At 57.7% G+C, this 21,695-nt stretch carries 21 protein-coding genes and 1 pseudogene; 7 read left to right on the top strand and 15 right to left on the bottom strand.

From position 1 onward, the window contains the following. Nucleotides 1–7: 7 nt before the first annotated feature. The 4 genes from FH08_RS0145315 to FH08_RS0145300 all read right to left on the bottom strand — a co-directional run bounded on the left by FH08_RS0145315 (nucleotide 8) and on the right by FH08_RS0145300 (nucleotide 3,296). Entirely contained in the window at nucleotides 8–1,819 is a 1,812-nt protein-coding gene (locus FH08_RS0145315; protein WP_035568895.1) for a chloride channel protein, read from the bottom strand. 50 nt (nucleotides 1,820–1,869) lie between these two features. Beyond that, nucleotides 1,870–2,325, bottom strand: coding sequence for a MarR family winged helix-turn-helix transcriptional regulator (locus tag FH08_RS0145310; RefSeq protein WP_152603096.1), 456 nt, complete (start codon nucleotides 2,323–2,325; stop codon nucleotides 1,870–1,872). Between the two features lie 200 nt (nucleotides 2,326–2,525). Then, on the bottom strand, nucleotides 2,526–3,023 hold the full coding sequence (locus tag FH08_RS0145305; protein WP_063771281.1) for a universal stress protein: 498 nt from the start codon (nucleotides 3,021–3,023) through the stop codon (nucleotides 2,526–2,528). Nucleotides 3,024–3,110: 87 nt separating this feature from the next. Then, nucleotides 3,111–3,296, bottom strand: a complete 186-nt coding sequence (locus tag FH08_RS0145300) for a hypothetical protein (protein WP_031364705.1) — start codon at nucleotides 3,294–3,296, stop codon at nucleotides 3,111–3,113. 415 nt (nucleotides 3,297–3,711) lie between these two features. On the opposite strand from FH08_RS0145300, the gene FH08_RS0145295 reads away from it, so the two are divergent. The 6 genes from FH08_RS0145295 to FH08_RS0145270 all read left to right on the top strand — a co-directional run bounded on the left by FH08_RS0145295 (nucleotide 3,712) and on the right by FH08_RS0145270 (nucleotide 7,371). Next, nucleotides 3,712–4,245: a DUF4142 domain-containing protein gene (locus FH08_RS0145295; RefSeq protein WP_031364704.1), complete on the top strand. Its 534-nt coding sequence runs from the start codon at nucleotides 3,712–3,714 to the stop codon at nucleotides 4,243–4,245. Between the two features lie 85 nt (nucleotides 4,246–4,330). Then, complete coding sequence (locus tag FH08_RS0145290) at nucleotides 4,331–4,627, top strand: cupredoxin domain-containing protein (protein ID WP_419178065.1); 297 nt, start codon at nucleotides 4,331–4,333, stop codon at nucleotides 4,625–4,627. A gap of 20 nt (nucleotides 4,628–4,647) precedes the next feature. Further along, nucleotides 4,648–5,373: an RNA polymerase sigma factor gene (locus FH08_RS0145285; protein ID WP_031364702.1), complete on the top strand. Its 726-nt coding sequence runs from the start codon at nucleotides 4,648–4,650 to the stop codon at nucleotides 5,371–5,373. Then, nucleotides 5,360–5,815, top strand: a complete 456-nt coding sequence (locus tag FH08_RS0145280) for a hypothetical protein (protein WP_235210712.1) — start codon at nucleotides 5,360–5,362, stop codon at nucleotides 5,813–5,815. Before FH08_RS0145285 ends, FH08_RS0145280 begins: the two co-directional genes overlap by 14 nt. 386 nt (nucleotides 5,816–6,201) lie before the next feature. Continuing rightward, nucleotides 6,202–6,501, top strand: coding sequence for a hypothetical protein (locus tag FH08_RS52340; protein WP_035568891.1), 300 nt, complete (start codon nucleotides 6,202–6,204; stop codon nucleotides 6,499–6,501). Between the two features lie 156 nt (nucleotides 6,502–6,657). Then, on the top strand, nucleotides 6,658–7,371 hold the full coding sequence (locus FH08_RS0145270; RefSeq protein ID WP_419178064.1) for a helix-turn-helix domain-containing protein: 714 nt from the start codon (nucleotides 6,658–6,660) through the stop codon (nucleotides 7,369–7,371). 157 nt (nucleotides 7,372–7,528) lie between these two features. Here FH08_RS0145270 and FH08_RS0145265 read toward each other — a convergent pair whose 3' ends face one another. From FH08_RS0145265 to FH08_RS0145215, 11 genes are all read right to left on the bottom strand, one after another. Beyond that, a complete protein-coding gene (locus tag FH08_RS0145265) occupies nucleotides 7,529–7,945 on the bottom strand; it encodes a PAS domain S-box protein (RefSeq protein ID WP_031364699.1) in 417 nt (138 codons plus the stop codon). Nucleotides 7,946–8,015: 70 nt separating this feature from the next. Beyond that, entirely contained in the window at nucleotides 8,016–9,170 is a 1,155-nt protein-coding gene (locus tag FH08_RS0145260) for a cytochrome P450 (RefSeq protein WP_031364698.1), read from the bottom strand. A gap of 197 nt (nucleotides 9,171–9,367) precedes the next feature. Then, nucleotides 9,368–9,778 (bottom strand): hypothetical protein, encoded by a 411-nt coding sequence (locus FH08_RS0145255; RefSeq protein WP_031364697.1) that lies wholly within the window; start codon nucleotides 9,776–9,778, stop codon nucleotides 9,368–9,370. A gap of 58 nt (nucleotides 9,779–9,836) precedes the next feature. Further along, nucleotides 9,837–11,051, bottom strand: coding sequence for an MFS transporter (locus FH08_RS0145250; protein WP_081889820.1), 1,215 nt, complete (start codon nucleotides 11,049–11,051; stop codon nucleotides 9,837–9,839). Nucleotides 11,052–11,193: 142 nt separating this feature from the next. Then, a complete protein-coding gene (locus tag FH08_RS0145245; protein ID WP_031364695.1) occupies nucleotides 11,194–11,991 on the bottom strand; it encodes a peptidylprolyl isomerase in 798 nt (265 codons plus the stop codon). A 15-nt stretch (nucleotides 11,992–12,006) separates the two neighbouring features. Then, nucleotides 12,007–12,690 carry a respiratory nitrate reductase subunit gamma gene (gene narI, locus FH08_RS0145240; RefSeq protein WP_031364694.1) on the bottom strand — a complete coding sequence of 228 codons (684 nt, stop codon included), beginning with the start codon at nucleotides 12,688–12,690 and terminating at the stop codon, nucleotides 12,007–12,009. Nucleotides 12,691–12,744: 54 nt separating this feature from the next. Beyond that, nucleotides 12,745–13,425: a nitrate reductase molybdenum cofactor assembly chaperone gene (gene narJ / locus FH08_RS0145235; protein WP_031364693.1), complete on the bottom strand. Its 681-nt coding sequence runs from the start codon at nucleotides 13,423–13,425 to the stop codon at nucleotides 12,745–12,747. Further along, nucleotides 13,425–14,966 (bottom strand): nitrate reductase subunit beta, encoded by a 1,542-nt coding sequence (gene narH, locus FH08_RS0145230; protein ID WP_031364692.1) that lies wholly within the window; start codon nucleotides 14,964–14,966, stop codon nucleotides 13,425–13,427. Before narH ends, narJ begins: the two co-directional genes overlap by 1 nt. Then, the gene (locus tag FH08_RS0145225; protein ID WP_075583466.1) at nucleotides 14,963–18,799 is read right to left on the bottom strand and encodes a nitrate reductase subunit alpha; all 3,837 of its coding nucleotides are present in this window, start codon (nucleotides 18,797–18,799) and stop codon (nucleotides 14,963–14,965) included. The genes narH and FH08_RS0145225 overlap by 4 nt, the downstream gene beginning before the upstream one ends. Nucleotides 18,800–18,984: 185 nt before the next feature. Then, on the bottom strand, nucleotides 18,985–19,461 hold the full coding sequence (locus FH08_RS0145220; RefSeq protein ID WP_051889017.1) for a pyridoxamine 5'-phosphate oxidase family protein: 477 nt from the start codon (nucleotides 19,459–19,461) through the stop codon (nucleotides 18,985–18,987). Between the two features lie 213 nt (nucleotides 19,462–19,674). Continuing rightward, nucleotides 19,675–20,862 (bottom strand): NnrS family protein, encoded by a 1,188-nt coding sequence (locus tag FH08_RS0145215; protein ID WP_031364689.1) that lies wholly within the window; start codon nucleotides 20,860–20,862, stop codon nucleotides 19,675–19,677. A 230-nt stretch (nucleotides 20,863–21,092) separates the two neighbouring features. Between FH08_RS0145215 and FH08_RS51075 the strand changes: the two are divergent. After that, nucleotides 21,093–21,564, top strand: a pseudogene (locus FH08_RS51075) (inorganic phosphate transporter); the annotation flags it as partial. Between the last annotated feature and the right edge of the window lie 131 nt (nucleotides 21,565–21,695).

The raw sequence follows: 21,695 nt of genomic DNA, 5'->3' as shown, positions 1-21,695 counted from the left end.
GAGCGGCCTACGGGCGCTCGCGGGTTGCTTCATCTTGATGCCTGGGCACCGGTGCAAACCGTTTTTTCAGATGGTGCAGGGGAGAGCGCCGGAACATCTCGCGATGTTCCTCTTCTTCGAAGAAAGCGAGCGACGGTTTCACCAGATCGCTACGGCTTATCAAGCCCACGAGATGACGCGACTGCGGATCCGACACCACGGGCAAGCGCTCGAGTCCATGCACGGCCAGTCGGTTGGACGCGATCCTGCAGGTTTCCCCGGGCAACGCCATGATGGGTGTGTTTGCGCCGAACAGGTCGCTCATGACATGGATGGCTGGATTGCCGGTTCGCGCGATAAATCCGTCACGCTCGATCATTCCTACCAACGCGCCGTCTCGTGTCACCGGAAACGCGCGATGGATTTGCTTCTCACCAAAGTATTTTGCGAGCACCTCGGCGACCGGCATATCCGCATCAATCGTCTCGACTTTGCGCGTCATCACCTCTTCAACGAAATGGCGTTCAAGAGGATCGATGCCGTATTCCCGATAGATGTGATAACCGCGGCGCGCGATCTTCTCGGTCAGGATGGAGCGCCGCATCAGCAGCACGGTGAACCCGTATGCGACAGCCGACGCCATGAGCAGGGGCAACAGTACGTTGGCGTCATGGGTAAGTTCGAACGCGAACACGGTTGCCATGATCGGGGCGCGCATCATCCCGCCGAGCGTCGCCGCCATGAATACCAGCGGCCATACTGCGGGTTCCCCGCCAGGCAAGAACGGTCCAAAGATGGTTCCCATGGCCGCGCCCATCATCAGCAGCGGAGCGAGTACGCCTCCCGATGTGCCGGAACCGAGGGCGATGACCCACATGATCGCCTTCACCAGTATCAAACCGACCACGACGCTTACTGCAAGATGGTTATGCAGCAGATCGCCGATGACGTCATAGCCTACGCCGAGCGCACGCGGCTCAAAATATCCGCCTATGCCGACAGCAATGCCGCCCAGCGCCGGCCACCACATCCAGTGAATCGGCAATTTGCCGAAGAGGTCCTCGACCTTGTATAGCGCCGACGACAAACCCCAGGACATGGCCCCGGCCACGAGCCCTGCGACCACGCATGAAATCAGGCCGAGCGGACCCAGTGGGAGGGTTTGCAACGGGAAGAGGGCGCCGCTGCCGATCAGCAGGGGGCGCGTGAACCCAGCCACCGCGCATGCCACCGCAACGGGCAACAGGCTACGCGGGCGCAGTTCGAACAGCAGCAGTTCGACCGCGAGCAGGACCGCCGCGACAGGCGTACCGAACACCGCCGTCATTCCGGCTACGGCGCCGGCGACGAGCAGCGTCTTGCGTTCACCGGCGGTCAGGTGGAAATACTGTGCGAGCAGCGAGCCGATTGCGCCGCCCGTCATGATGATCGGCCCTTCCGCACCGAACGGGCCGCCGCTGCCGATGGCGATCGCGGAGGAAAGCGGTTTGAGCACCGCGACCTTCGGCGACATCTTGCTCTTGCCGAACAGGATGGCTTCGATCGCTTCAGGAATGCCGTGTCCGCGGATGGCTTCGCTGCCATAGCGCGCGATCAGTCCGATCACCAGGCCACCGATCACGGGAATCACGATCACCCAAAGACCGAGGGTATTTTCCGCGGGCGAGTGATTCTCGAACGACAGGGACTGGAAGAAGAAAAGGTTGGTGAAGAAATTGATCAGGTGGAGCAGGACATAGGCCGTCACCGTGCTCAACGCGCCGATTACTACCGCAATGGCCGTGATGCGCGGCAGATGAGCATTCGCTGCAAAATCACCTCGTGAAGCGTTTTCGTGCACATTAACTCCTGATCAATTCAGATTTGTTTGTTGCATCGGCACGCACCGATTTAAAGATCGACCTGCGGAACGCGGAAGGTCCCTGCGAGCGACTTCAGTTCTGCCCGATGCAATTCGGCTAGCCGCGAGAGGATGTTCTCTCCGGGTTTCAGCAGATGAACCTCGACCTGGCGGCGATCAATTTCACTAGGCTTTCTCTTAACCAGATCCAGCGCTTCACACCGCGACACGAGCGCAACGACGCCGTGGTGATGTGCCTGAAGGCGCTCAGCCAGTTCGCCTACCGTTGCCCAATCGCGGTCCGGATAACCCTTGATATGCAACAACAGCAAATACTGCAGCGGAGTAATGCCTTCGTCCTGAGCAGCTTGCTCGGAGAACCGCTCGAATCGCCGCATCTGGTAGCGAAACTCGGACAGTTGGGCAAAGTCTTCCTTGCTCAGCGAGCGAATAGCTTCTTTCACGGGCGATAGTCCAGTCAGGAAGTTGGGTCGAGATTGTATCATGGAGTGATATATCAGGAAAAATCTTGAACGCGCAGAATCGATAGCCGGTACCTTGATGGGCATTGCGATATGGGAGACAGCTTACGTAGGGCAGAGGGCCGCGCCCCGCAGTGATGGCATCTACGTGCACTGCGGTTCGCTTGTTCAAAATGAAAAATGAAGAACGGGAAAGAGCGGTTTGATAGGACGCTGACGAACCACTAATAATGTTCTCTGGCAACGTCCGCAGACGTCCGCGGAGAAAGTATTTCGTGATCCTGTTCAGGATCAGCGCTTTTGAACAGGACATCACACGACACCTGTTCAAGCAGCCGCGCCTGATTCTCTCCACCCCACCAGCGGGCGAGAAAATTTTCGTGGTGGTGACCAATGACGATCAAATCCACCTTAAGGTTATTCGCCAGGCGGGGAATTTCATCGGAAGGGTTTCCCGTCACCAGATGCTGAGTCGCGGTAATGTCCCATTCCCGAAGTCTATCGACTCCTTTTTGCAGAATGGCGCGGGCCGATTTTTCGTCGACGTCGAAACCGACCGAAGACAAAACGTCGAATCCGCGTGTCCAACGTGCGCAATTGAAAATTGCGACCAGGTGCGTGTCCGCTCGCAGTTGCTTCGCGAGCGTCGCACCGCACCGCAAGGCGGCTTGCCCCTCAGGTGTAGCGTCATAGCAAAGCAGGATTCGGTCAAATGAAGGCATCGGTAACCCCTAGTCGCAATAGCTCACGTGCCGAAGCGCACCCTGCGACGTGGGTTGTGCGTCGTTACAGGCGCAGACGGCCTCAGGCTAGACGAAGAGCGGAACTGCTTCGAATAACGCGAAACCAAGCGAGACGCCAATCGCCGCACCCACCAATTTCGGATGCCATCGATTCAGATGCGCCGCGGTGAGAAGGCTACCGATCAGAATGGCTCCGAGCATCGCAAAGACAGCCAGGAAGTACCCAATTTCGAAGTCGCTGCTAATGATCATGACTCTTCCTCCCGCCGCGTGATCTCGCTCCAATGCAGCCCAAACCCGCCAAAATAAATGCACGATTAAATCATACATCATGTTGTGATATAACAAAAGTGCGGATCACACTTTGGTGAAACAGCGGGATGACAGGCGAATTAAGGTATTCAATGCTCCGTTGCTGGTTCGTGCGAGAACGGGCTACGTGCTGGTGCCGCCGACTGAGATACTGGCTGCGAGCGTGGAACCGGCTTTGGCTGCAGATGAGGTGCATCTCGCGATGCCAATCCCTCTTGGCGTTCGTATGCAACTGTGCGACCGGGAACAGGACTCAGGCACGTGACATCTAAGTACATAAGCACGTTCGATACAAACCGACGCGCAATGGCCAGCCGGCCCTGTCAATGTCACTGTCACTGTCAAGAGAGATCATATGAAAGCCATTCATGCAGCATTGTTCAGCGCACTGGCGCTCGCCAGTTTCCCGGGCTGGGCGCAGAGCACTGGACCCACGGATCCGCAAATCGCGGCAATTGTCGTAACCGCCAATCAGGTCGATATCGATGCCGGCAAGCTTGCGGAATCGAAGACGAAGTCGGCCGACGTCAAGGCGTTCGCGCAGCGAATGGTCACCGACCATAGCGGCGTCAACCGGGCGGCTGTCGACCTGGTGCACAAGCTAGGTGTGACGCCACAGGAAAATCCGACCAGCCAGAGCCTCAAACAAGGCGGCGATGACAATCTGACCAAGCTCAAGGGACTTGGCGGCAAGAACTTCGATCGGGCGTACGTTGACCATGAGGTGACCTACCACGAAAACGTTCTGGACGCGCTCGACAAGACGCTGATCCCAAGCGCCCAGAACGAAGAGCTAAAAGCGCTTCTCGTCAAGGTACGGCCGGCTTTTGTCGCGCACCTCGAGCACGCAAAGCACTTGCAAGCGGAACTGGGGAAAAGCGGTGCATGATTTCTTGCTGGATGCCGCCGGCCGCCGCCGTGTCCACTTCGGCGGCAACCCCCGGCGGGGCACATCTGCGCTTAACCTGGGTGTGGTGGCTTCGCTCGTTCTGGCATTCTCCGGCGGGGCGGACGCTTCACCGACGACATACACGGTCGTGATCGAACAGATGCGTTTCAATCCTCCGGCGCTGACGGTACGGCGCGGCGATCACGTGACATGGGTTAACAAGGATCTGTTTCCCCACACCGCGAGCGCAAGCTCGAAGGCATTCGATTCGCGCAGCATCGCGCCGGATGCTGCGTGGACTTATGTTGCCGGCCAGCCAGGCACTTATCCGTACCGCTGCGACCTTCACCCCGCGATGGCCGGAATATTGACCGTCCGATGAACCAGGATAACGAGAGTTCCATGACGCAAACAGCTGAAACTTATCCGGTCGCGATTGCAAGCGGCGAACTGACTCTTGCACTCCGTATTGCCGTAGGGGACCGCGCCGCGTTCGAATTGCTGATGCGCACGCACAACCGGCGCCTGTATCGGCTCGCGCGTGCCACGTTGGGCAACGACGCCGAGGCGGAGGACGCGCTGCAAGAGGCCTATCTGTCGGCCTACAAAAGGATTGGTCAGTTCCGCGGCGACTCCGCTCTCCTGACGTGGTTGTCGCGGCTGGTCCTCAATGAATGCTTCGGCCGCTTGCGAAAGGAGGTCCGCCGCCAGAACGTGATCCCGATGGTCAACGCAAACACTCTCGCTGAAGCTGACATCGATGCCATGAGCACAATCGAGTCCGACCCACCAGATAAGGCCGCGGCGCGCACCGAGATGCGTGCGCTGATCGAGCGCAAACTGGACGAACTACCCGAAGTCTTTCGCACTGTATTCGTGATGCGTTCAGTCGAGGAACTCAGCATCGAGGAAACAGCGCAGTGCCTGAATATTTCCGAAGCAACCGTTCGCACTCGACATTTCCGCGCCAGGAGTTTGCTGCGTGAATCGTTGGCACAAGCGATCGATCTTGCCGAACGCGATGTATTCGAGTTCGGCGGCACTCACTGTAACCGCGTCGTTGCAAATGTACTGGCGCGTTTGTCCGATGAAGATCGCTCGGTCGGCAACGAGTATGAATCGCCTTGATTGGATGTTGCCTTCACGGGAAATCGAGCGTTATTGCGTTGCACCGCAAGCCTGTGAACAGACTACCCTGGGTCCGACTGGAAAGCGGGCGATCGTAATCCACCTCATCTGGATAATCTTCGGGATCGCGGCGCTGCTGGCGAGTTCAAGTGCGCAGGCAATCGCGATCAAGGTGGTATCCGGTACCTACGGGCAGAACTGCGGAGCGCAACGCGGCAACGCAACATCCGATCTCGCGACTCGGTGCGACGGGAAAGCCACGTGCGAATATCGCATTGACCAGAGAAGGATTCTTGACCCCGTCGCGGGATGCCCAAAGGATTTTCTCGCGGAGTGGCGCTGCGGCAAAACCGAGTTTCATACCGCCACGCTCAGCCCGAAGGCCGGGGCAGGCAGCACGCTGGTGCTGAGCTGCGTCCGACAAACGGGCGCTGGAAAATAGAGGTAGATGTTATAGTCGGCCCGCCGGTGCGCATTCGGTCGCACACGCCGAACTCTTCACGCACACTGACTGATTAACGCATATCGACCCGGCCAAATAAGAAAGTCTCGACCTGAACTCTGCTGTTCAAGAGGCACTTATCTACGGTACGAGCGTCGCGTTTACTACCAGCCCGTGGGTATGCGTAGGGAATCCAGCGCCTGCGACAAAATGCGCGTCGACGGCGTATCGGAACCATCTATCCTCTATACATCAGTGACGCGAAAGGAACACGCTTTAGCGATCTCCGTCACAGGGTGCACGATCGCCCCCAAACCAATTGCGACGATTAGGCTGTTGACTACTTGTCGGATGGGTGAGAACGCTCAATCGTCGAGGAGACGAAAATGCTCAGTCCGCATGAATTCGCGACCTTAATGCTTGTGAGGGAGATGCCGGATCGAGACGATCTGAATCCCGCCGATCTGGATGCGCTATTGGAGTATCAGCTCGTTGCGCCCGAGAAGCTGACGTCGGGGTGCAGGTACCTTAATCTCACAGATCAGGGATATCTTTTCCTAAGCGCGGCGGCCGGTAGTACTAAATCCACCGTCGCCTTGGTCGTCACGCATTCAACTGAACTTCAAGCGGCTAGCCGAGGTTCCTGCGCATCAGGTTTTCATGAATCGAACGTAGATCGTGATTAACAACTGAAGTTAAAAACCATCTGCAGAGAGTGCTCGGATGCCCATCTCCACTCGAATGAAATTTTGCCGTCACAATCTGGCGGGGGACGTGTGACGTTGGAACTTGATGAACGCAATGCCGCGACCAACATATGATTGGCCAAGGGGAGTTCGGGCATATTCGCCCAAGAACGCGGGCGACGCACCGCATCGTCTCCGTGTTCAGGGTGCGCGCTGCACCATCTTTGCATACCGGCCGGTATCGACCGGGCTGATTTTGACAAGCTCGGCCCCGCGATCCGGCGCTTCCGCTCAGTCAGGCGCGGCCAGCCCTTGTATCGTATGGGTGACATCTTCAGGAGCCTCTATTCAGTTCGGGCCGGCTCGTTCAAGTCTATGGTTGCGCATCGGGATGGTCGGGATCACGTCACCGCCTTCCATCTCGTCGGCGAGACACTCGGAGCTGACGGAATATGTGCGGACCAGTATGCTTGTGACGTAATCGCACTGGAAGACAGCCTCGTCTGTATCATGCCGTTCGAGTTGATCGAACTGCTGTGCAGGGAAGTCGCTTCCGTACAGCGTCACGTGCATAGAATCATGAGTGCGGAGATCGTTCGGGAGGCGGGTCTGCTGATGATGCTTGCCACCATGAATGCCGACGAACGGCTCGCGGCATTTCTGCTGAACATCTCTGCGCGGCTGCAGCGCGCCGGCTATTCGCCGGCGGAATTCCACCTTCGTATGACACGTGACGAAATGGGCAGCTACCTAGGCTTACAGCTTGAAACGGTTAGCCGCTCCTTTTCAAATTTCCAGAAGGCCAGCTTGATCGAGGTGCGCGGCAAGCAGATAAACATTGTCGACCGGGGCGGACTCGAGCACATCTGAACCTGTCAAAACGGACGTGCGCGGTAACGTAACATGTGACTGGGGGGCGCCAAAATTGGCAAATATCGCGGCTTCTTGAGAATGCTCATAAAGGGTCGGCTACCGCTTGATATAGCGACCGCATCCGAAGTGACCGGCGCGATGAAGTCATGCCGTACTACATTACGCCGTTGTTGCTAGAGACAGATTTTTCATGTTCAACACGCGCGGTGACGTCCCGGGCGATTGCAACCGAGCCAAGCACTTCACCCTCCTGATTGTTCACCATCGCGAACGTCATTTCGACGTAAAGCTTCTGACCTGTCTTGCTGATCGCACGGGTCAACGTCGCGCGACCATGCAGCCTTGTATGGCCACTTGTCATCGCCGCTTCGAAGCCGCGCCAGTGTGCGGCCCGCAGATGTTCCGGGATGATCAGATTGAGGTTCTGGCCAAGCGCCTCCGCGGCACTGTAGCCGAACAGCGCCGTGGCAGCACGGTTCCAGCGCACGATGGTACCGGCACGGTCGGCATAGATAACGGCGTCAGCCGTCTGTTCGATTATCCATTCAGCAAGCGCGGGCGTTTCTTCCATGATGTCACTCCTGATCGTTTCAAGGGGGCGATGGGACTTTGAGTGCGCGCGTGGTCGAGCAATAGCGTACTCACTCGATGCGCAATGGCAATGCAGAAAAACCAGCAGCCGGATACACGGCTTTCGTGAGGGGGCTGCCCGGCGCGAGCGCAATCCAGTTGGTGCGCTCAAGGAGTTCTTCCATGGCAACACGCAGTTCTAGCCGCGCGAGCAGCGCACCCGGGCAAACATGAATGCCGGACCCGTATAGGAGGTTACTGGCCGGATCGCGGTCAAGCCGGAACTCGTCGGGGTTACCAAAAACCGTCTCGTCCCGGTTCGCTGATGCCCAGATGAGCGTGATTCGCTGGCCGACGGGTACTTCGCGACCGCCGATTTTCACCGACTTGGTACTGATGCGGCGGTTGGCGATGAGCGGTGCCCGGATCCGGAGTATTTCGTCGATGGCCTTTGGCAATACCGATGGCTGCTCCCGCAACCGCTGCTGGACATCGGGACGTTCGGCAAGGTAATGAGCGAGAATTCCGATGCACGCCGCAATTGTCCCAAGTTCACCGACGGTCCAGTTGCGCAGGATACTGACAATTTCGTCGTCGTGCAGCAGCCGGTCCCCGATCCGCTCACGTAGCAGGCTGGTCGTGATGTCGTCAGGTGCTTCCGCGCCCGATTGCCGCCGTTGCGCAAGCAAACCCTTGATGTAGGTGTCAAATTCGACGGCCACCCGGTCGAGGGCGATTCTGTCACCCGTTAGTGTGGCCCCGTGATTTTTGCGAATCCAGCGAAGGAGTGGCGCGCGCAATTCCAGTGGCCAGCCCAGAAAAGCGCACTGGATGTTCATCGCAAAGTCTTGTGCAAACTGAGCATTAAATTCGACCTCGCCGCCTCTCGAAAGTCCATTTACCAGAGTGGCGGCAATCTCCCGGCACAGCGGCTCAAAGACCGCCATCCGCTGCGGGCTGAAATAAGGCTCGATAATGGTTCTGTACTGGGTGTGCTCAGGAGGATCCATGCCATTGGGCACGGAGAGATAGCTCGAGACCGCACTACTGAACGTTTCATGATCGTTGAGCACGCGCATGACATCGTCATGGCGGAACAGGGATAAGTTCAGATAGTCACTGTGCGCGACGGGACAACGGTGCCGCATTTCATCATACGCCGCAACCTGATCGTGCGTGACGGCCTCGGACCTCGGGTCCCAATCGTTAGTCGGCTTCTCGTTCATGCTTATTCCTTACCTTGCTCCTGGCATCGAATGCCGGTTGTTTCGTGACTTCTCGGGCACGGCTTGATGCCTGTCAGCTTGCGGGGTGTCGCGCGATTCCGTCACCGCGTAGCTCAAGCAATCGTTTCGTTGCGCTCTGATCCTCTTCATGGGGAACGTGTCATCGTCGAGCCCATTGCAGTCAATGAGAGATCTGTTCAGGGTGGAGCAAGTAGCACTGCCTGACCATGTGTATCGAATGGAATAAACATGCCGACAGTTCCCGCTTTGATAGATTCCACCATCCTGTTCAACGGCGCTTCGGCGTCCTCAGCCAGCGGCACACGCCCGTTTTTACCCGAGAGAGCGGCGACGAAGACGATTGCCCATTCCTGGAGAACCTGTCGCGATTCTTCGACCAGATCGCTAAACGTGCCGAGTTCTTCGAGCGTTTTGTCCACGCACATCAGTGGCGTCAACGCGCCCCCCTCACCAGCTTCGAAGCGGGCCCGCTGTTCGGGCGTGGAGTCCCCAGGTAACTCAGCTGTGGTAAATACGAATAGCAAACGCTGAGGTTCAGGTTGTTGCCGCGCGACGCGAATCAGCTCATCAAAACTTGAAATACTCATCATCAATGATCCATGTGGTGTCGTGTCGGTAGGGCGCAGTACGTTGGGTCTTTTGCCGTCACTGCGGAACTGTTCCGTCGATGCGGACCTGTCGGACGCTGGATTGATACAGCAGAATCAGCGACACCCAGACGATGCCGTACAGAAACATGAAGCAACTCGAGCGTACGCCGAGCCAATCAAGAATCACACCGAAAAGGATCGGCAGCCGGAAGCCACCCAATCCACCAGCCAGTCCAACGATGCCGGTGACGACGCCCATTTGCTCCGGAAAGTCGTCGGCGACGTACTTGAACGTCGAGGCCATACCGAACGCGAAGACCGCGCCAAGAATGAAAAGAAGTCCGATGAAGACCGGGACACCCAGATGGATATGAAAGCTGCGCGTGCCGCCGATCGTGCTCACCACGAAAGAGGTATCCGGGTATGACAACAGGAATAGACATACCCACGCGACCCACAAGCCCCACCACGTCACCTTATGCGCACCGAAGCGGTCGGACAAGGTGCCACCGAGCGCGCGCAATACCGATCCCGGCAGCGAAAAGCCGGCGGCTAACGCCGCGGCGGTGACGACCGAAAAGCCGAATTCACCCTTCAGATATTGCGGGACCCACAGTGACAGCGCGGTGAACCCACCGAAGCAGATCGAGTAGTACTGGCAGTACTTCCATATCTTTGGATTCTTCAGAACCTCGAACTGCTTGTACCATGGCCCGGACGATTTCCCTGCGCCCGGGTCGGTCGCGGAGCCCAACCAGAAGATCAGCGCCGTGACGAGCAGCGCGAGCGCATAGATCTTCGGGACAGCGCGCCAGCCGTAGGCCGCCTGCAGCGAAGGCGTGATGAATAAATTTACCGCGGCGCCGGCTGTGCCGGCGCCAAAGAATCCCATCGCAAAGCCTCGTTTTTCGGGCGGGAAGAACCGCGCGACATAGGGCGTCCCTACCGCAAACGATGCGCCGACCGCGCCAAGACACAGGCCGATTGCAAGGAATTGCCAGAACGCGGTCGCGTATGCGATCAGGAACACAGGGACGGCGCAGAGGACCAGCAATAGCGTCATCACCACGCGACCGCCAAAACGATCCGTCCAAATCCCCAACGGCACGCGCAATAGTGCGCCGGTCAGAACCGGCGTGGCCGTGAGCAATCCAAACTCCGTGCTGTTCAGTTCAAGCTCGGTTCGTAGCTCGATGCCGAGCACGCCGAACATCATCCAGACGACGAAGCAGACCAAAAATGCCAAAGTCGTGACACTTAACACCAACATTGGACTTTTTCGTGAACTCATAACTGCTCCAGAGCAGGACGATAGCGATGATGGCGACAAGTGGACGTCATCGATCAAGTTAGGGGCGATGGGCGCGTTTCAAATGCGAATGCTGATTCGCTGTAAACCCCACTGCAAATCACTATTGCAACAACAAACCGGGGCGTACATCCAATGTGATGCCACGCAGATCGGCGTTTGCGGCCAGCAGCGTCAAATATTGTTGAATCGACTTATGCCGAACATGCTCAAGAAGATAGCGTCCGATGGTTTCTCGTACTGCTTCGTACGGCAGCGCGAGCCCCTCGATCCGGCGCTCCACCAACACGATATGAAAGCCATAGCGCGTGTTGACGAGCCCCGTCAGCAGGCCGACCTGTTTGCTGTCGAAAATTGCCCTCTCGAATTCGGGTACGCTTTCGCCGCGGGTCAACTGGCCGAGATTTCCGCCGACCTGACCGGATGGGCAGTTTGACAGGGTGTTGGCGAGCGCCTCGAACCGATCTGGGTGCTGAACGAGTTCTCGATGCGCCTCTTCCGCCCGGGCGCGAACCTGGGTCATGGCGGCCTTGTCTGTCAGCGCAAAGAGGATGTGGCGCGCAAAGACCAGGTCCGGACTGCGAAACTTCTGCGAATTTGCCGCGTAGTAGCGCTGACATTCCCCATCGGATGGCACGGGAGTCGCACATTCCAGTTCCAGCAGGCGGTCAGTGACCTGATCATCGAGTTCGGCGTGTGCCACAAGCAAACCCATCGTCACGGCTCGCTGTGTGAGCAACTCACGCACCACCAATGCCAGACGTGCGGCCCTGTCTGGATCGGCTTCATTCAGGTGGGACGCAGATTCGGTATCAATTGCGGCTGCATCGATCAGGACGCCGTTGACACTGAGCTCAACCAGGTCTGATACCGCCGATGTGTCAATCGTGTTTGAAGACATGTGATTTTCCTCGCGTTAGCGCTTACGCACGATCTGGTGCGGCCGAAACAAATAGGCTACGGTTGCCATGCCACTCCAGATATGAACAAGACGCGTGAAGGGAGAAATGAGGAAGATCGTAAAGCCCAGCACGATATGGATTTTGTAGACGAGCGGCACCGGAGCAATGAGATTGGCGACGGATTGGAACGTGACGATTCCCTTGACATAGGTGCTCAGCGTTTCGAACATGAGCCCATCCATGTGAGCCAATGAAAGCGGGACGGTGGACAGTCCGAGCGCAAGCTGCAACCACAATATGACCAGGACCAGAATATCCGCATGCGCGCTGTTGATGCGAATTCGCGGGTCCGACAGCCGTCGATACAGCAGAATGGATAACCCGATAATTGCAACGATGCCAGCACTCCCGCCTGCAGCCATCGCAATGAATTGATGCTGCGAGGCGTTCAGAAACGGCGACACCATCCAATGCGGCGCCAGAAAACCAGCAAAATGGCCACCAATGACGATCAGTACACCGATGTGAAACAGATTGCTCCCCAGGCGTAGTTGCCGCCGTCTGAGCAGTTGCGAGGAATCGCTCTTCCAGGTGTACTGTTCCCGATCGAAACGGATCAGGCTGCCAAGCAGCCAGATCGCGAGGCAGATATAGGGATAAATGCCAAACAAAAGCGAATTGATGAAGTGCTGACTCATGAGGCATCTCCAACGAGAATCATGCTTTTGAACACGGTGTCCCGCTTTGCGGGACTATCGCGGTGGTCGTTTTTCATGAAACTGGATAGGCTGAGGCTGCGTTGAAACAGGGGCTTGCGCGCCCAGGAAACTGACGGGTGTGTCCTGCCACTCGCGATCGAGCGCTTCGCCATCGATCTCCGAGTCCGCTACGTGCGCGGGCGCCGTGACGTCCAGCGGCGCCTCGCCTGCGAGCGGCAGCAAGGCGGCCACCACCGCGAAGTAAGCGCTACCGCGCTCGGCGAGCTTCGTCGCAATTTGCCGGTTGATGTCGGCGATTTCAGCCAGCAGCGACCGCGCCTTTGCGGGTGTTTCGTGTGCGAGAAATTCCAGGAAGACGGGCAGATAGTCAGGCAACTCGCCTCCGCCGAGAAACAGCTCTTTTGCTTCGTACATCGCAAGTAAATCGACCATGGCTTGTCCCCGCTCGCGTGACTCGCCATGGACGTGTTCGAACAGGTAAAGGGACATTGCCCGGCCTCGATCAAACGTTTCAACATAGTCTTCCTGCAGGTCCAGCAGGGGTCGCGACGCCAACTGGTCCACCAGCGCGATCAACGCGTCACGTGTGGCGGGTGTAAAGGCTCGATGCCGTGCCATTGACGTACGAATCTCGGCCAGTCCCTCAACGAGAGATTCATCCGGATAGTCGAGCAGCGCGCTCAACATGCTGAAAATCGGTCCGTTGTTGTCCATTACTCACCCGCCGCACGAATTGGAATTGTCTTTCGATCCTTGCCGATGCCCTTGCGGCCGCCAAACAAGCTGGTTTCAGTCGTACCATCTGAACATCCATTGCCGAACGAGAAGCCACACGATGCGCGCAGGTCGAAAGCATCCTCGGCATATTCGCGATGCGCCGTCGGGATGACAAAGCGGTCCTCGTAATTGGCGATCGCAAGATAGCGATACATCTCGTCAACTTGCGCGGTGCTCAGATCGACCTCAGCGAGCAGTTCCGGACTTTCACGACGCTCTACGTGGCGCTCGCGCATGAATGCGCGCATGGCGAGCATTCGCTTGAGTGCGAGGCGCACGGGCGCTTCGCGTCCCGCCGTCAGCAAGTTGGCCAGGTAACGCAGGGGGATGCGCAACGAATCGACATCGGGGAGCAGTCCCTTCATGCCGAGGCGGCCGTCGTTGGTCGCTGAGTTGATGGGCGACAGGGGAGGGACATACCAGACCATCGGCAAGGTCCGGTATTCGGGGTGCAGCGGGAAGGCGATCTTCCACTCCATCGCCATTTTGTACACCGGTGAATGACGCGCTGCTTCAAGCCAGTTGTCCGGCACGCCATCGCGAGTGGCCTGCTCACGCACGGCCGGATCGTTTGGATCGAGGAAGATGGAAAGCTGTGCTTCGTACAGATCCTGTGGATCTTCAACCGACGCAGCTTCCTGGATGCGGTCGGCGTCATACAGCAGGACGCCGAGGTAGCGGATTCGCCCGACGCAGGTTTCCGAGCATACCGTTGGCTGGCCCGCCTCAATGCGCGGATAGCAGAAGATGCACTTCTCTGACTTGCCGCTTTGCCAGTTGTAGTAGATTTTCTTGTATGGACATCCCGACACGCACATGCGCCAGCCTCGGCACTTGTCCTGATCGATCAGGACGATGCCGTCTTCCTCGCGCTTGTAAATCGCGCCGGAAGGACAGGACGCGACGCAGGCAGGGTTAAGGCAATGTTCGCAGAGTCGCGGCAGATACATCATGAAGGTGTTCTCGAACTCCCCATAGATGTCCGTTTGCACCTGGTCAAAGTTGTAGTCCTGCTTACGCTTTTCGAATTCGCCGCCGAGAATTTCCTCCCAGTTCGGGCCCCACTCGATTTTCTCCATCCGCTCGCCGGTGATCAGCGATCGGGGCCGGGCAACCGGTCCAACCTTGACGTCCGGCGCGTCGTGCAAATGCGCGTAGTCGAAGGTGAACGGCTCATAGTAGTCGTCGATTTCCGGCAGGTTCGGGTTGCCGAAAATAGTCGCGAGCACACGCCACTTGCTACCGGCGCGAAGCTCGATCTTGCCGTTTGTCTTGCGCTTCCACCCACCGTTCCAGCGATCCTGGTTTTCCCAGTCCTTCGGATAACCAATGCCGGGCTTGGTCTCGACATTGTTGAACCACGCGTATTCCATCCCTTCGCGCGAGGTCCAGACGTTTTTGCAAGTGACCGAACACGTATGGCAGCCGATGCATTTATCCAGATTCATGACCATGCCGATCTGAGCGCGGATTTTCATTTTTTATCTCCTGACTCATCGTCGACCGTCGCGTTGGCCATCGCAAGCGTGGGGGCGCCATGGGCGAGGGTGTGTTGGTGACGGGCGGCCTCTGCTGACGACAGCACCGACGACGGCGTCGACTCATCCTTCCAATCGACTGTGTTCATTTTGCGTACGATCACAAATTCGTCGCGATTGGAGCCGACCGTGCCGTAATAATTGAAGCCGTAGGAGAGCTGCGCGTAGCCGCCGATCATATGGGTCGGCTTCGGCATGATGCGCGTGACCGAATTGTGAATTCCGCGTACGCCGGTGACTTCGGACCCGGGCGTGTTAATGATCTTTTCCTGCGCGTGATACATCATGACGGCGCCCACGGGAATACGCTGGCTCACGACTGCGCGGGCTGTCAGCGCTCCGTTCACATTGAAGGCTTCGATCCAGTCGTTATCAACCACGCCAATTTTTCTCGCATCGATCTCGGAGATCCAGACGATGGGGCCGCCGCGCGAGAGCGTCAGCATCAGCAGATTGTCGGTGTAGGTGCTATGAATGCCCCATTTCTGATGCGGCGTCAGAAAATTCAATGCTATTTCGAGGTTGCCATTCGAGCGGCTACCTTCCATGCCCACCGTACTGCGTGTATCAATCGGTGGTTTGTAGACGCAGAGCGACTCGCCAAAATCACGCATCCACGCGTGATCCTGATAGAGCTGTTGACGTCCCGAAAGGGTGCGCCATGGAATCAGTTCATGCACGTTCGTATAGCTTGCGCTGTATGAGACATGCTCGGATTCAATCCCACTCCATGTTGGCGACGAAATAATCTTGCGCGGCTGCGCCTGAATATCGCGAAAGCGGATTTTCTCGTCTTCACGTGCGCGCGCGAGATGAGTGTGGTCGGTGCCGGTGAGTGCCGACAGAGCTTGCCAGGCCTTGACCGCGACCGCGCCGTTGGTTTCGGGAGCCAGCGACAGAATCACTTCGGCAGCATTGATTGCCGAAAGAATCTGGGGACGTCCGTGCGACACGCCTTCATCAGTGACGGCATAATTCAGTGCGCGAAGTTGATCGATTTCTTCGCCGGTTTGCCATGTGATGCCCTTGCCGCCGTTGCCGAGTGAATCCAGAAGCGGCCCCACAGACGTAAATTTTCGATAGGTATTGGGATAATCCCGCTCGACGGTCACGACGCTCGCCATGGTCTTGCCTGGAATGGGCTCGCATTCATTGTGGCCCCAGTCGGCGACCCCATCGGTTTGTGCGATTTCCCCGGGGCTGTCATGCTGAAGCGGCGAGAGCACCACATCGTGTTCTATGCCCAGATGACCAACGGTTAATTCAGAGAATTTCTGCGCGATGCCCTTGTAGATTTCCCAATCGCTCTTGGACTGCCACGCAGGATCGACGGCGGCCGACAGCGGATGGATGAACGGATGCATGTCGGACGTGTTCATGTCGTCCTTTTCGTACCAGGTCGCAGTCGGCAGAACGATGTCCGAATAGAGGCACGTGGTCGACATTCTGAAGTCGAGTGTCACGACCAGGTCGAGCTTGCCCTGCGGCGCTTGATCGTGCCATTTTACTTCTTTGGGCAAGATCCCGGCGCTTGCGCCCAGGTCTTTTCCCTGCACGCCGTGCTCGGCACCGAGCAAATGCTTAAGGAAATACTCGTGTCCTTTGCCCGACGAGCCGAGCAGGTTCGAGCGCCAGACAAACAGGTTCCTCGGGAAGTTTTCCGGTGCGTCGGGGTCCACGCATGACATTTCAAGCGAGCCGTCCTTGAGTCCCTTCGCGACGTAGGCGGCGGCATCCGACCCGGCTGCCGCCCGGCCGAGCTCAAGCGGATTGGTCTTGAACTGCGGTGCGGAGGGCAACCAGCCCATGCGCTCGGCCCGGACGTTGTAATCGATCGGGCTCTCGGGAAACTGGCTGCCATCGACCAGCGGCGACAGCAACTCGGTAACCTTCATGGTTTCATAGCGCCACTGATCCGTATGCGCGTAGAAAAATGAGGTCCCGTTCATGAAGCGCGGCGGCCTGTGCCAGTCGGTTGCGAACGCAAGCGGCAACCATCCCGTTTGCGGACGAAGCTTTTCCTGGCCAACATAGTGAGACCAGCCGCCACCCGATTTGCCGACGCACCCGCACATGACAAGCAGGTTGATGATCGAACGATAGCTCATGTCCATGTTGAACCAGTGGTTCAAGCCAGCGCCGAGGATCACCATCGATTTGCCCTCGGTCTTGTGGGCGTTGTCGGCGAATTCGCGCGCAACGGCGATGACCTCATTGCGCTTGACGCCCGTAATTTTCTCCTGCCAGGCTGGGGTATAGGGTACGTCGTCGTCGAAGCTGGCCGCCACATTGGCGCCGCCCAGGCCCTGGTCCACACCATAGTTGGCGATGAACAGGTCATATACCGTGGCGACGAGCACGTCGCCGTCGCGGGTCGCAACCTTACGTACACCGACGCGGCGCGGCAATACGCTGGCATGGCCTGTATGCGTAAAGTGCGTATGTTCTACATTGCCGAAATACGGGAAGGTGACCTCGATCACCGCATGGTGATCCTCGACAAACGACATCACCGGGCGAATTGGTGCGCCTTGTGCGTCCTCTTCTTTCAGATTCCATTTGCCGGCATCGCCACCTTCCTTTTGGCCCCAGCGAAACCCGATCGATCCCACTGGTGTCACGAGCTTTCCGCTCAATTCGTCGATGGCCACTGTTTTCCATGCGGCGTTGCTATCTTGACCCAATGCGTCTTCGAACTCGTCCGATCTCAGCAGGCGCTCCGGCACAAAGTGCTCGCCCTGTTTGACGATGCGCACGAGGAGCGGCATGTCGGTAAAGCGTCGGCAGTAGTCCGCGAAATACGCGCTCTTGCCGGCAACGTGGAACTCCGTGAGCACGACATGGCCCATGGCAAGACCAAGCGCAGCATCGGTGCCTTGCTTCGGGTGCAGCCAGATGTCGCCGAACTTGGCGCCTTCGGCATAGTCCGGGAAGATCGACACGACTTTGGTGCCGCGATACCGAACTTCGGTCATGAAGTGCGCGTCGGGGGTACGCGTTTGCGGTACGTTGGACCCCCACATCATGATGAAGGTCGAGTTGTACCAGTCGGCCGATTCGGGAACGTCGGTCTGCTCGCCCCAGGTTTGCGGCGAGGCGGGCGGCAAGTCGCAGTACCAATCGTAGAAGCTCAGGTTTACGCCCCCGATCAATGAGAGATAGCGGCTGCCGGCGGCGTAGGACACCATCGACATGGCCGGTATCGGCGAAAAGCCAACTATCCGGTCCGGACCATGCCGTTTAATCGTGTGGATGTTCGCCGCCGCGATGATCTCGTTGACTTCGTCCCAGTTTGAGCGAACGAAGCCACCCAGGCCACGGCGACGCGTGTACGAGGCACGGGCCTCCTGGTCATCGACGATAGCGCTCCATGCTTGCACCGGTTCTAGCGTCAGTCGTTTTTCGCGCCACTGCCTAAGCAGTGCGCTGCGTATCAGCGGATATTTAAGGCGGTTCGCGCTGTAGAGGTACCACGAATACGACGCACCCCGCGCACAGCCACGCGGTTCGTGATTCGGCATATCAGGGCGGGTGCGCGGATAATCGGTTTGCTGGGTTTCCCAGGTGACGATCCCGCTTTTGACGTAGATCTTCCAGGAACACGAACCGGTGCAATTAACGCCGTGAGTGGAGCGCACGATCTTGTCATGCTGCCAGCGCTGCCGGTAGGCATCTTCCCACCCGCGATCTTCATCGGTCGTCATTCCATGACCTTCCGAGAAGGTCGGCCTCGACGTGGAGAAGTATTTCAGGCGATCAACAAAATGGCTCATCCGATCTACTCCTAACGTTCGATTTGCGTGACGTTTATGCAGAAAATATGCATTTATTGTGAATCTTTATGGTGCCAATAGCCCCGTTTGAAGGGACTACGGAAAAACGTGCCTAAAAAGGAGGGTGACGTTTTGTCCTTCTTCAGTAATGCATTTTTGGTTCGTATTGCGAAAAGGATCCTGCTTCAGTTCACGCACGCTCCAGATTCGGGCGCTTTGCCAGGCAGGTCACCTGCGCATATTTCGACAAGTTCGCTGTAACCAAAACCTCGCGCGTAGTCGATCACACTGACGACGATTGGCACGAGCTTGACGAAGACAACTTGGCCTGGCTCGGCGGGAGGTGACATGTCCCATGCTGTTGGGAAACGCGCGAGGAGCCGGTCCGTCGCACGCGCACGTTCTGGCGAATCATCTGCCAGTATGTGCGCAGTCGCAGCCATGGAAAGACCTCTGATCTGTTCCCAATCGTTGTATTCCATGTTGATGGTCAGCGATACTTTGCTGCATCGCAGAATATTTTTGATTTTTTGACTGGTGCGCGCCGTGCCGAAGAAGAGAGTCAGGCTATCGTTGGCGTAACCGATCGCATTGGCTTGAGGATAGCCGTCCTCGCGCAGCGTTGCCAGAGACAGATCACGTCCTGTTTCGATGATCTCCAATATGAGCTGTTTCAGCTTCGCATCCGTGGATGTGTCTCCTTGCCGCGCGAAGCCGGTTGTGTCTCATCAATGGTCGTAGCTTCGCTCCGTACCGGGTACCTTCGTTTGACCTATGTCAAGTCGGTATCGATCCGTTATCAACAGCGTCTCACTACTGCAGGCGCGTCTATGTATCACAACGTGATTTAATATGAAGTATTGTTTCGGTGGGTGTTAGCCAGGCTTTCCGTCAGCTCGTGGCGCAGTCAGATAGGGCACGTATTTCAGCAAATAAATAACCAATGCCGCGAACCAGCATAGCCCCGCTGCGTCGATCCAGAGTTGTGCCGTGCCGCCTCCTAGCCACGGTCCGAAGACGCGCAGAAGCCCTGCCGCGATGATCAATGCGTAGCTCGCGATCTCCACCCAGCCCGCAACAAGCGGGCGGCCGGTATGTCCGAGCGCGGTGCGGGTGATCATCGCGATGATGGCGCAGCCAATCGCACCGACGCTGAACGCGTGGAGCGCAAGCGTGTGCGGCACGGCGCCAAAGGCTGCCAGCTCGAGCATGACGAATCCTGTGGGGATCCACACATAGGCGACATGCAGGATCAAGAGAATGGGCCGCATTCCGAGTCTCCACGAGCGCCATCCCACGACCCTGACGCCATGAACTATTGCCGCCGCGCACGCGCATGCCGCGATCAGCAAGGGCGGTGTTGGGAGCGCATCGGCGAGAAAGGTGAGTATGACGACCGGCGCGGCGAGGCTCTCGATCAGTTTCCAGCGTTTTATTGAAAAACCAGGAATGGCATTCGCCGTGAACATCGGTACCACTCGCCCCGCGATTACAGTGACAAACATAACTACGAGTCCAACCGCGGCGTATGCGTCGCGCAATGCGAGGTCGCCACGGCCTTGCCACGCCCACCAATGGAAAAGTGCGTTTAATACCCCGAAGAGCGCCAACGCAACAGGCAGGAATAAGTTGCGACGATTATTTGCGGCGATCAACACCCGCAACAACACGACGGCAACGATCGGCAGGAAGGCGCAATCCACGACTGCTGCGACGGGCTCCGGGCCGGTCCAGACCAGTACACGCCCAGCCGCCCAAAGGAGCCAGAGCCACGCGAGCGATGAGCCTCGTGGAGTGTCGAGCGAGGTCCACGCGCGCACGGCTGTCAGCAGAAAGCCCACCACGATTGCGGCAACAAAGCCGAAGATCATTTCGTGAGCATGCCAGAGGAGGCCACTCAGCGCTTCAGGGCGACCTGCGACGGGATAGCCGTGAAGGGCGAACACCCAGAACGCGATGGCAAGCGCGCCGAAGAAGGTCCCGCCAAGGTAGAACGGTCGAAATCCGAGCCGAAGGACTGCCAAGTCTGATGCTTCTTGGTGTGGTGGGTCGGCGACTCTCATTCCAGCTCCTACAAAGCATGCATTCGAAATATATCTTAATGTGTATTTGACTGCGAAGGGGAAAGATCTTCGCGCTTCAAGTTCGATTGCTGGCAGATGGTTCGGCGGCACTTGGCAACGGTCGTCAATGGTGTTCGCTTGTCGAGCGACAAAGCAAGCGGAAACCGAGGACAAAATATTGAAGGTTGTTCACTCGTTAGCCGTTGCATCAAATCAAGCGTTTCAGCAGTCTGGGATCGGAAGCAATCTGTCTGATGGAGAGGTCGCAGCAGCCCGCTTTCACGGCCGACGGCCGGGCCATCATCGACAACTCCATGCAGCAACTCAATCACGCGACCAAGTTCATTCCGACGTGGGTCAAGGTCGCGGTTGCCATTGCGCTGGGACTTGGCACAATGGTCGGCTGGGAGCGGATTGTCGTGACGGTCGGGGAAAAAAGTCGGCAGGCAGCACCTGACCTACGGCCAGGGTGCGTCGGCGGAGGTGGTCGAGATGCTGACCATTGGGGCCGCGGATGCATATGGGCTCCCGATGTCGACCATGCACGTGCTGACCTCAGGCGTTGCCGGCACGATGGCGGCAAATGGATCGGAGCTTCAATGGAGCACCGTGCGAAACCTAGTGCTTGCCTGGGTGCTCACACTGCGGGCGTCGATTGCATTGTGCGCAGCGCTCTACTGGCTGTTTCAAATGATCTCCTGAAGGTTACTTGCCAGTCGATATGCCTCGGATACAACGATGTCTGCTGCCTGTCCCTGACGCATGGGCACTCGCGGTTGAGATAGATCCGTCCAGTCGTTAGAAACGGAGCGTTAGATATCCGAATCAACGCG

It is taken from the genome of Caballeronia sordidicola (assembly GCF_000729995.1).
Lineage (GTDB): Bacteria > Pseudomonadota > Gammaproteobacteria > Burkholderiales > Burkholderiaceae > Caballeronia > Caballeronia sordidicola_A.
This window is presented reverse-complemented; position numbering and strand designations above follow the sequence as displayed.

What these genes read in the sequence shown, in the direction of transcription:
- FH08_RS0145305 (WP_063771281.1), bottom strand. Translation starts at nt 3,023, where the DNA reads ATGCCTTCATTTGACCGAATCCTGCTTTGCTATGACGCTACACCTGAG.
- FH08_RS0145285 (WP_031364702.1), top strand. Translation starts at nt 4,648, where the DNA reads ATGACGCAAACAGCTGAAACTTATCCGGTCGCGATTGCAAGCGGCGAA.
- narI (WP_031364694.1), bottom strand. Translation starts at nt 12,690, where the DNA reads ATGAGTCAGCACTTCATCAATTCGCTTTTGTTTGGCATTTATCCCTAT.
- FH08_RS0145295 (WP_031364704.1), top strand. Translation starts at nt 3,712, where the DNA reads ATGAAAGCCATTCATGCAGCATTGTTCAGCGCACTGGCGCTCGCCAGT.
- FH08_RS0145225 (WP_075583466.1), bottom strand. Translation starts at nt 18,799, where the DNA reads ATGAGCCATTTTGTTGATCGCCTGAAATACTTCTCCACGTCGAGGCCG.
- FH08_RS0145255 (WP_031364697.1), bottom strand. Translation starts at nt 9,778, where the DNA reads ATGAGTATTTCAAGTTTTGATGAGCTGATTCGCGTCGCGCGGCAACAA.
- FH08_RS0145215 (WP_031364689.1), bottom strand. Translation starts at nt 20,862, where the DNA reads ATGAGAGTCGCCGACCCACCACACCAAGAAGCATCAGACTTGGCAGTC.
- FH08_RS0145265 (WP_031364699.1), bottom strand. Translation starts at nt 7,945, where the DNA reads ATGGAAGAAACGCCCGCGCTTGCTGAATGGATAATCGAACAGACGGCT.
- FH08_RS0145245 (WP_031364695.1), bottom strand. Translation starts at nt 11,991, where the DNA reads ATGTCTTCAAACACGATTGACACATCGGCGGTATCAGACCTGGTTGAG.
- FH08_RS52340 (WP_035568891.1), top strand. Translation starts at nt 6,202, where the DNA reads ATGCTCAGTCCGCATGAATTCGCGACCTTAATGCTTGTGAGGGAGATG.
- narJ (WP_031364693.1), bottom strand. Translation starts at nt 13,425, where the DNA reads ATGGACAACAACGGACCGATTTTCAGCATGTTGAGCGCGCTGCTCGAC.
- FH08_RS0145300 (WP_031364705.1), bottom strand. Translation starts at nt 3,296, where the DNA reads ATGATCATTAGCAGCGACTTCGAAATTGGGTACTTCCTGGCTGTCTTT.
- narH (WP_031364692.1), bottom strand. Translation starts at nt 14,966, where the DNA reads ATGAAAATCCGCGCTCAGATCGGCATGGTCATGAATCTGGATAAATGC.
- FH08_RS0145280 (WP_235210712.1), top strand. Translation starts at nt 5,360, where the DNA reads ATGAATCGCCTTGATTGGATGTTGCCTTCACGGGAAATCGAGCGTTAT.
- FH08_RS0145250 (WP_081889820.1), bottom strand. Translation starts at nt 11,051, where the DNA reads ATGTTGGTGTTAAGTGTCACGACTTTGGCATTTTTGGTCTGCTTCGTC.
- FH08_RS0145260 (WP_031364698.1), bottom strand. Translation starts at nt 9,170, where the DNA reads ATGAACGAGAAGCCGACTAACGATTGGGACCCGAGGTCCGAGGCCGTC.
- FH08_RS0145310 (WP_152603096.1), bottom strand. Translation starts at nt 2,325, where the DNA reads ATGATACAATCTCGACCCAACTTCCTGACTGGACTATCGCCCGTGAAA.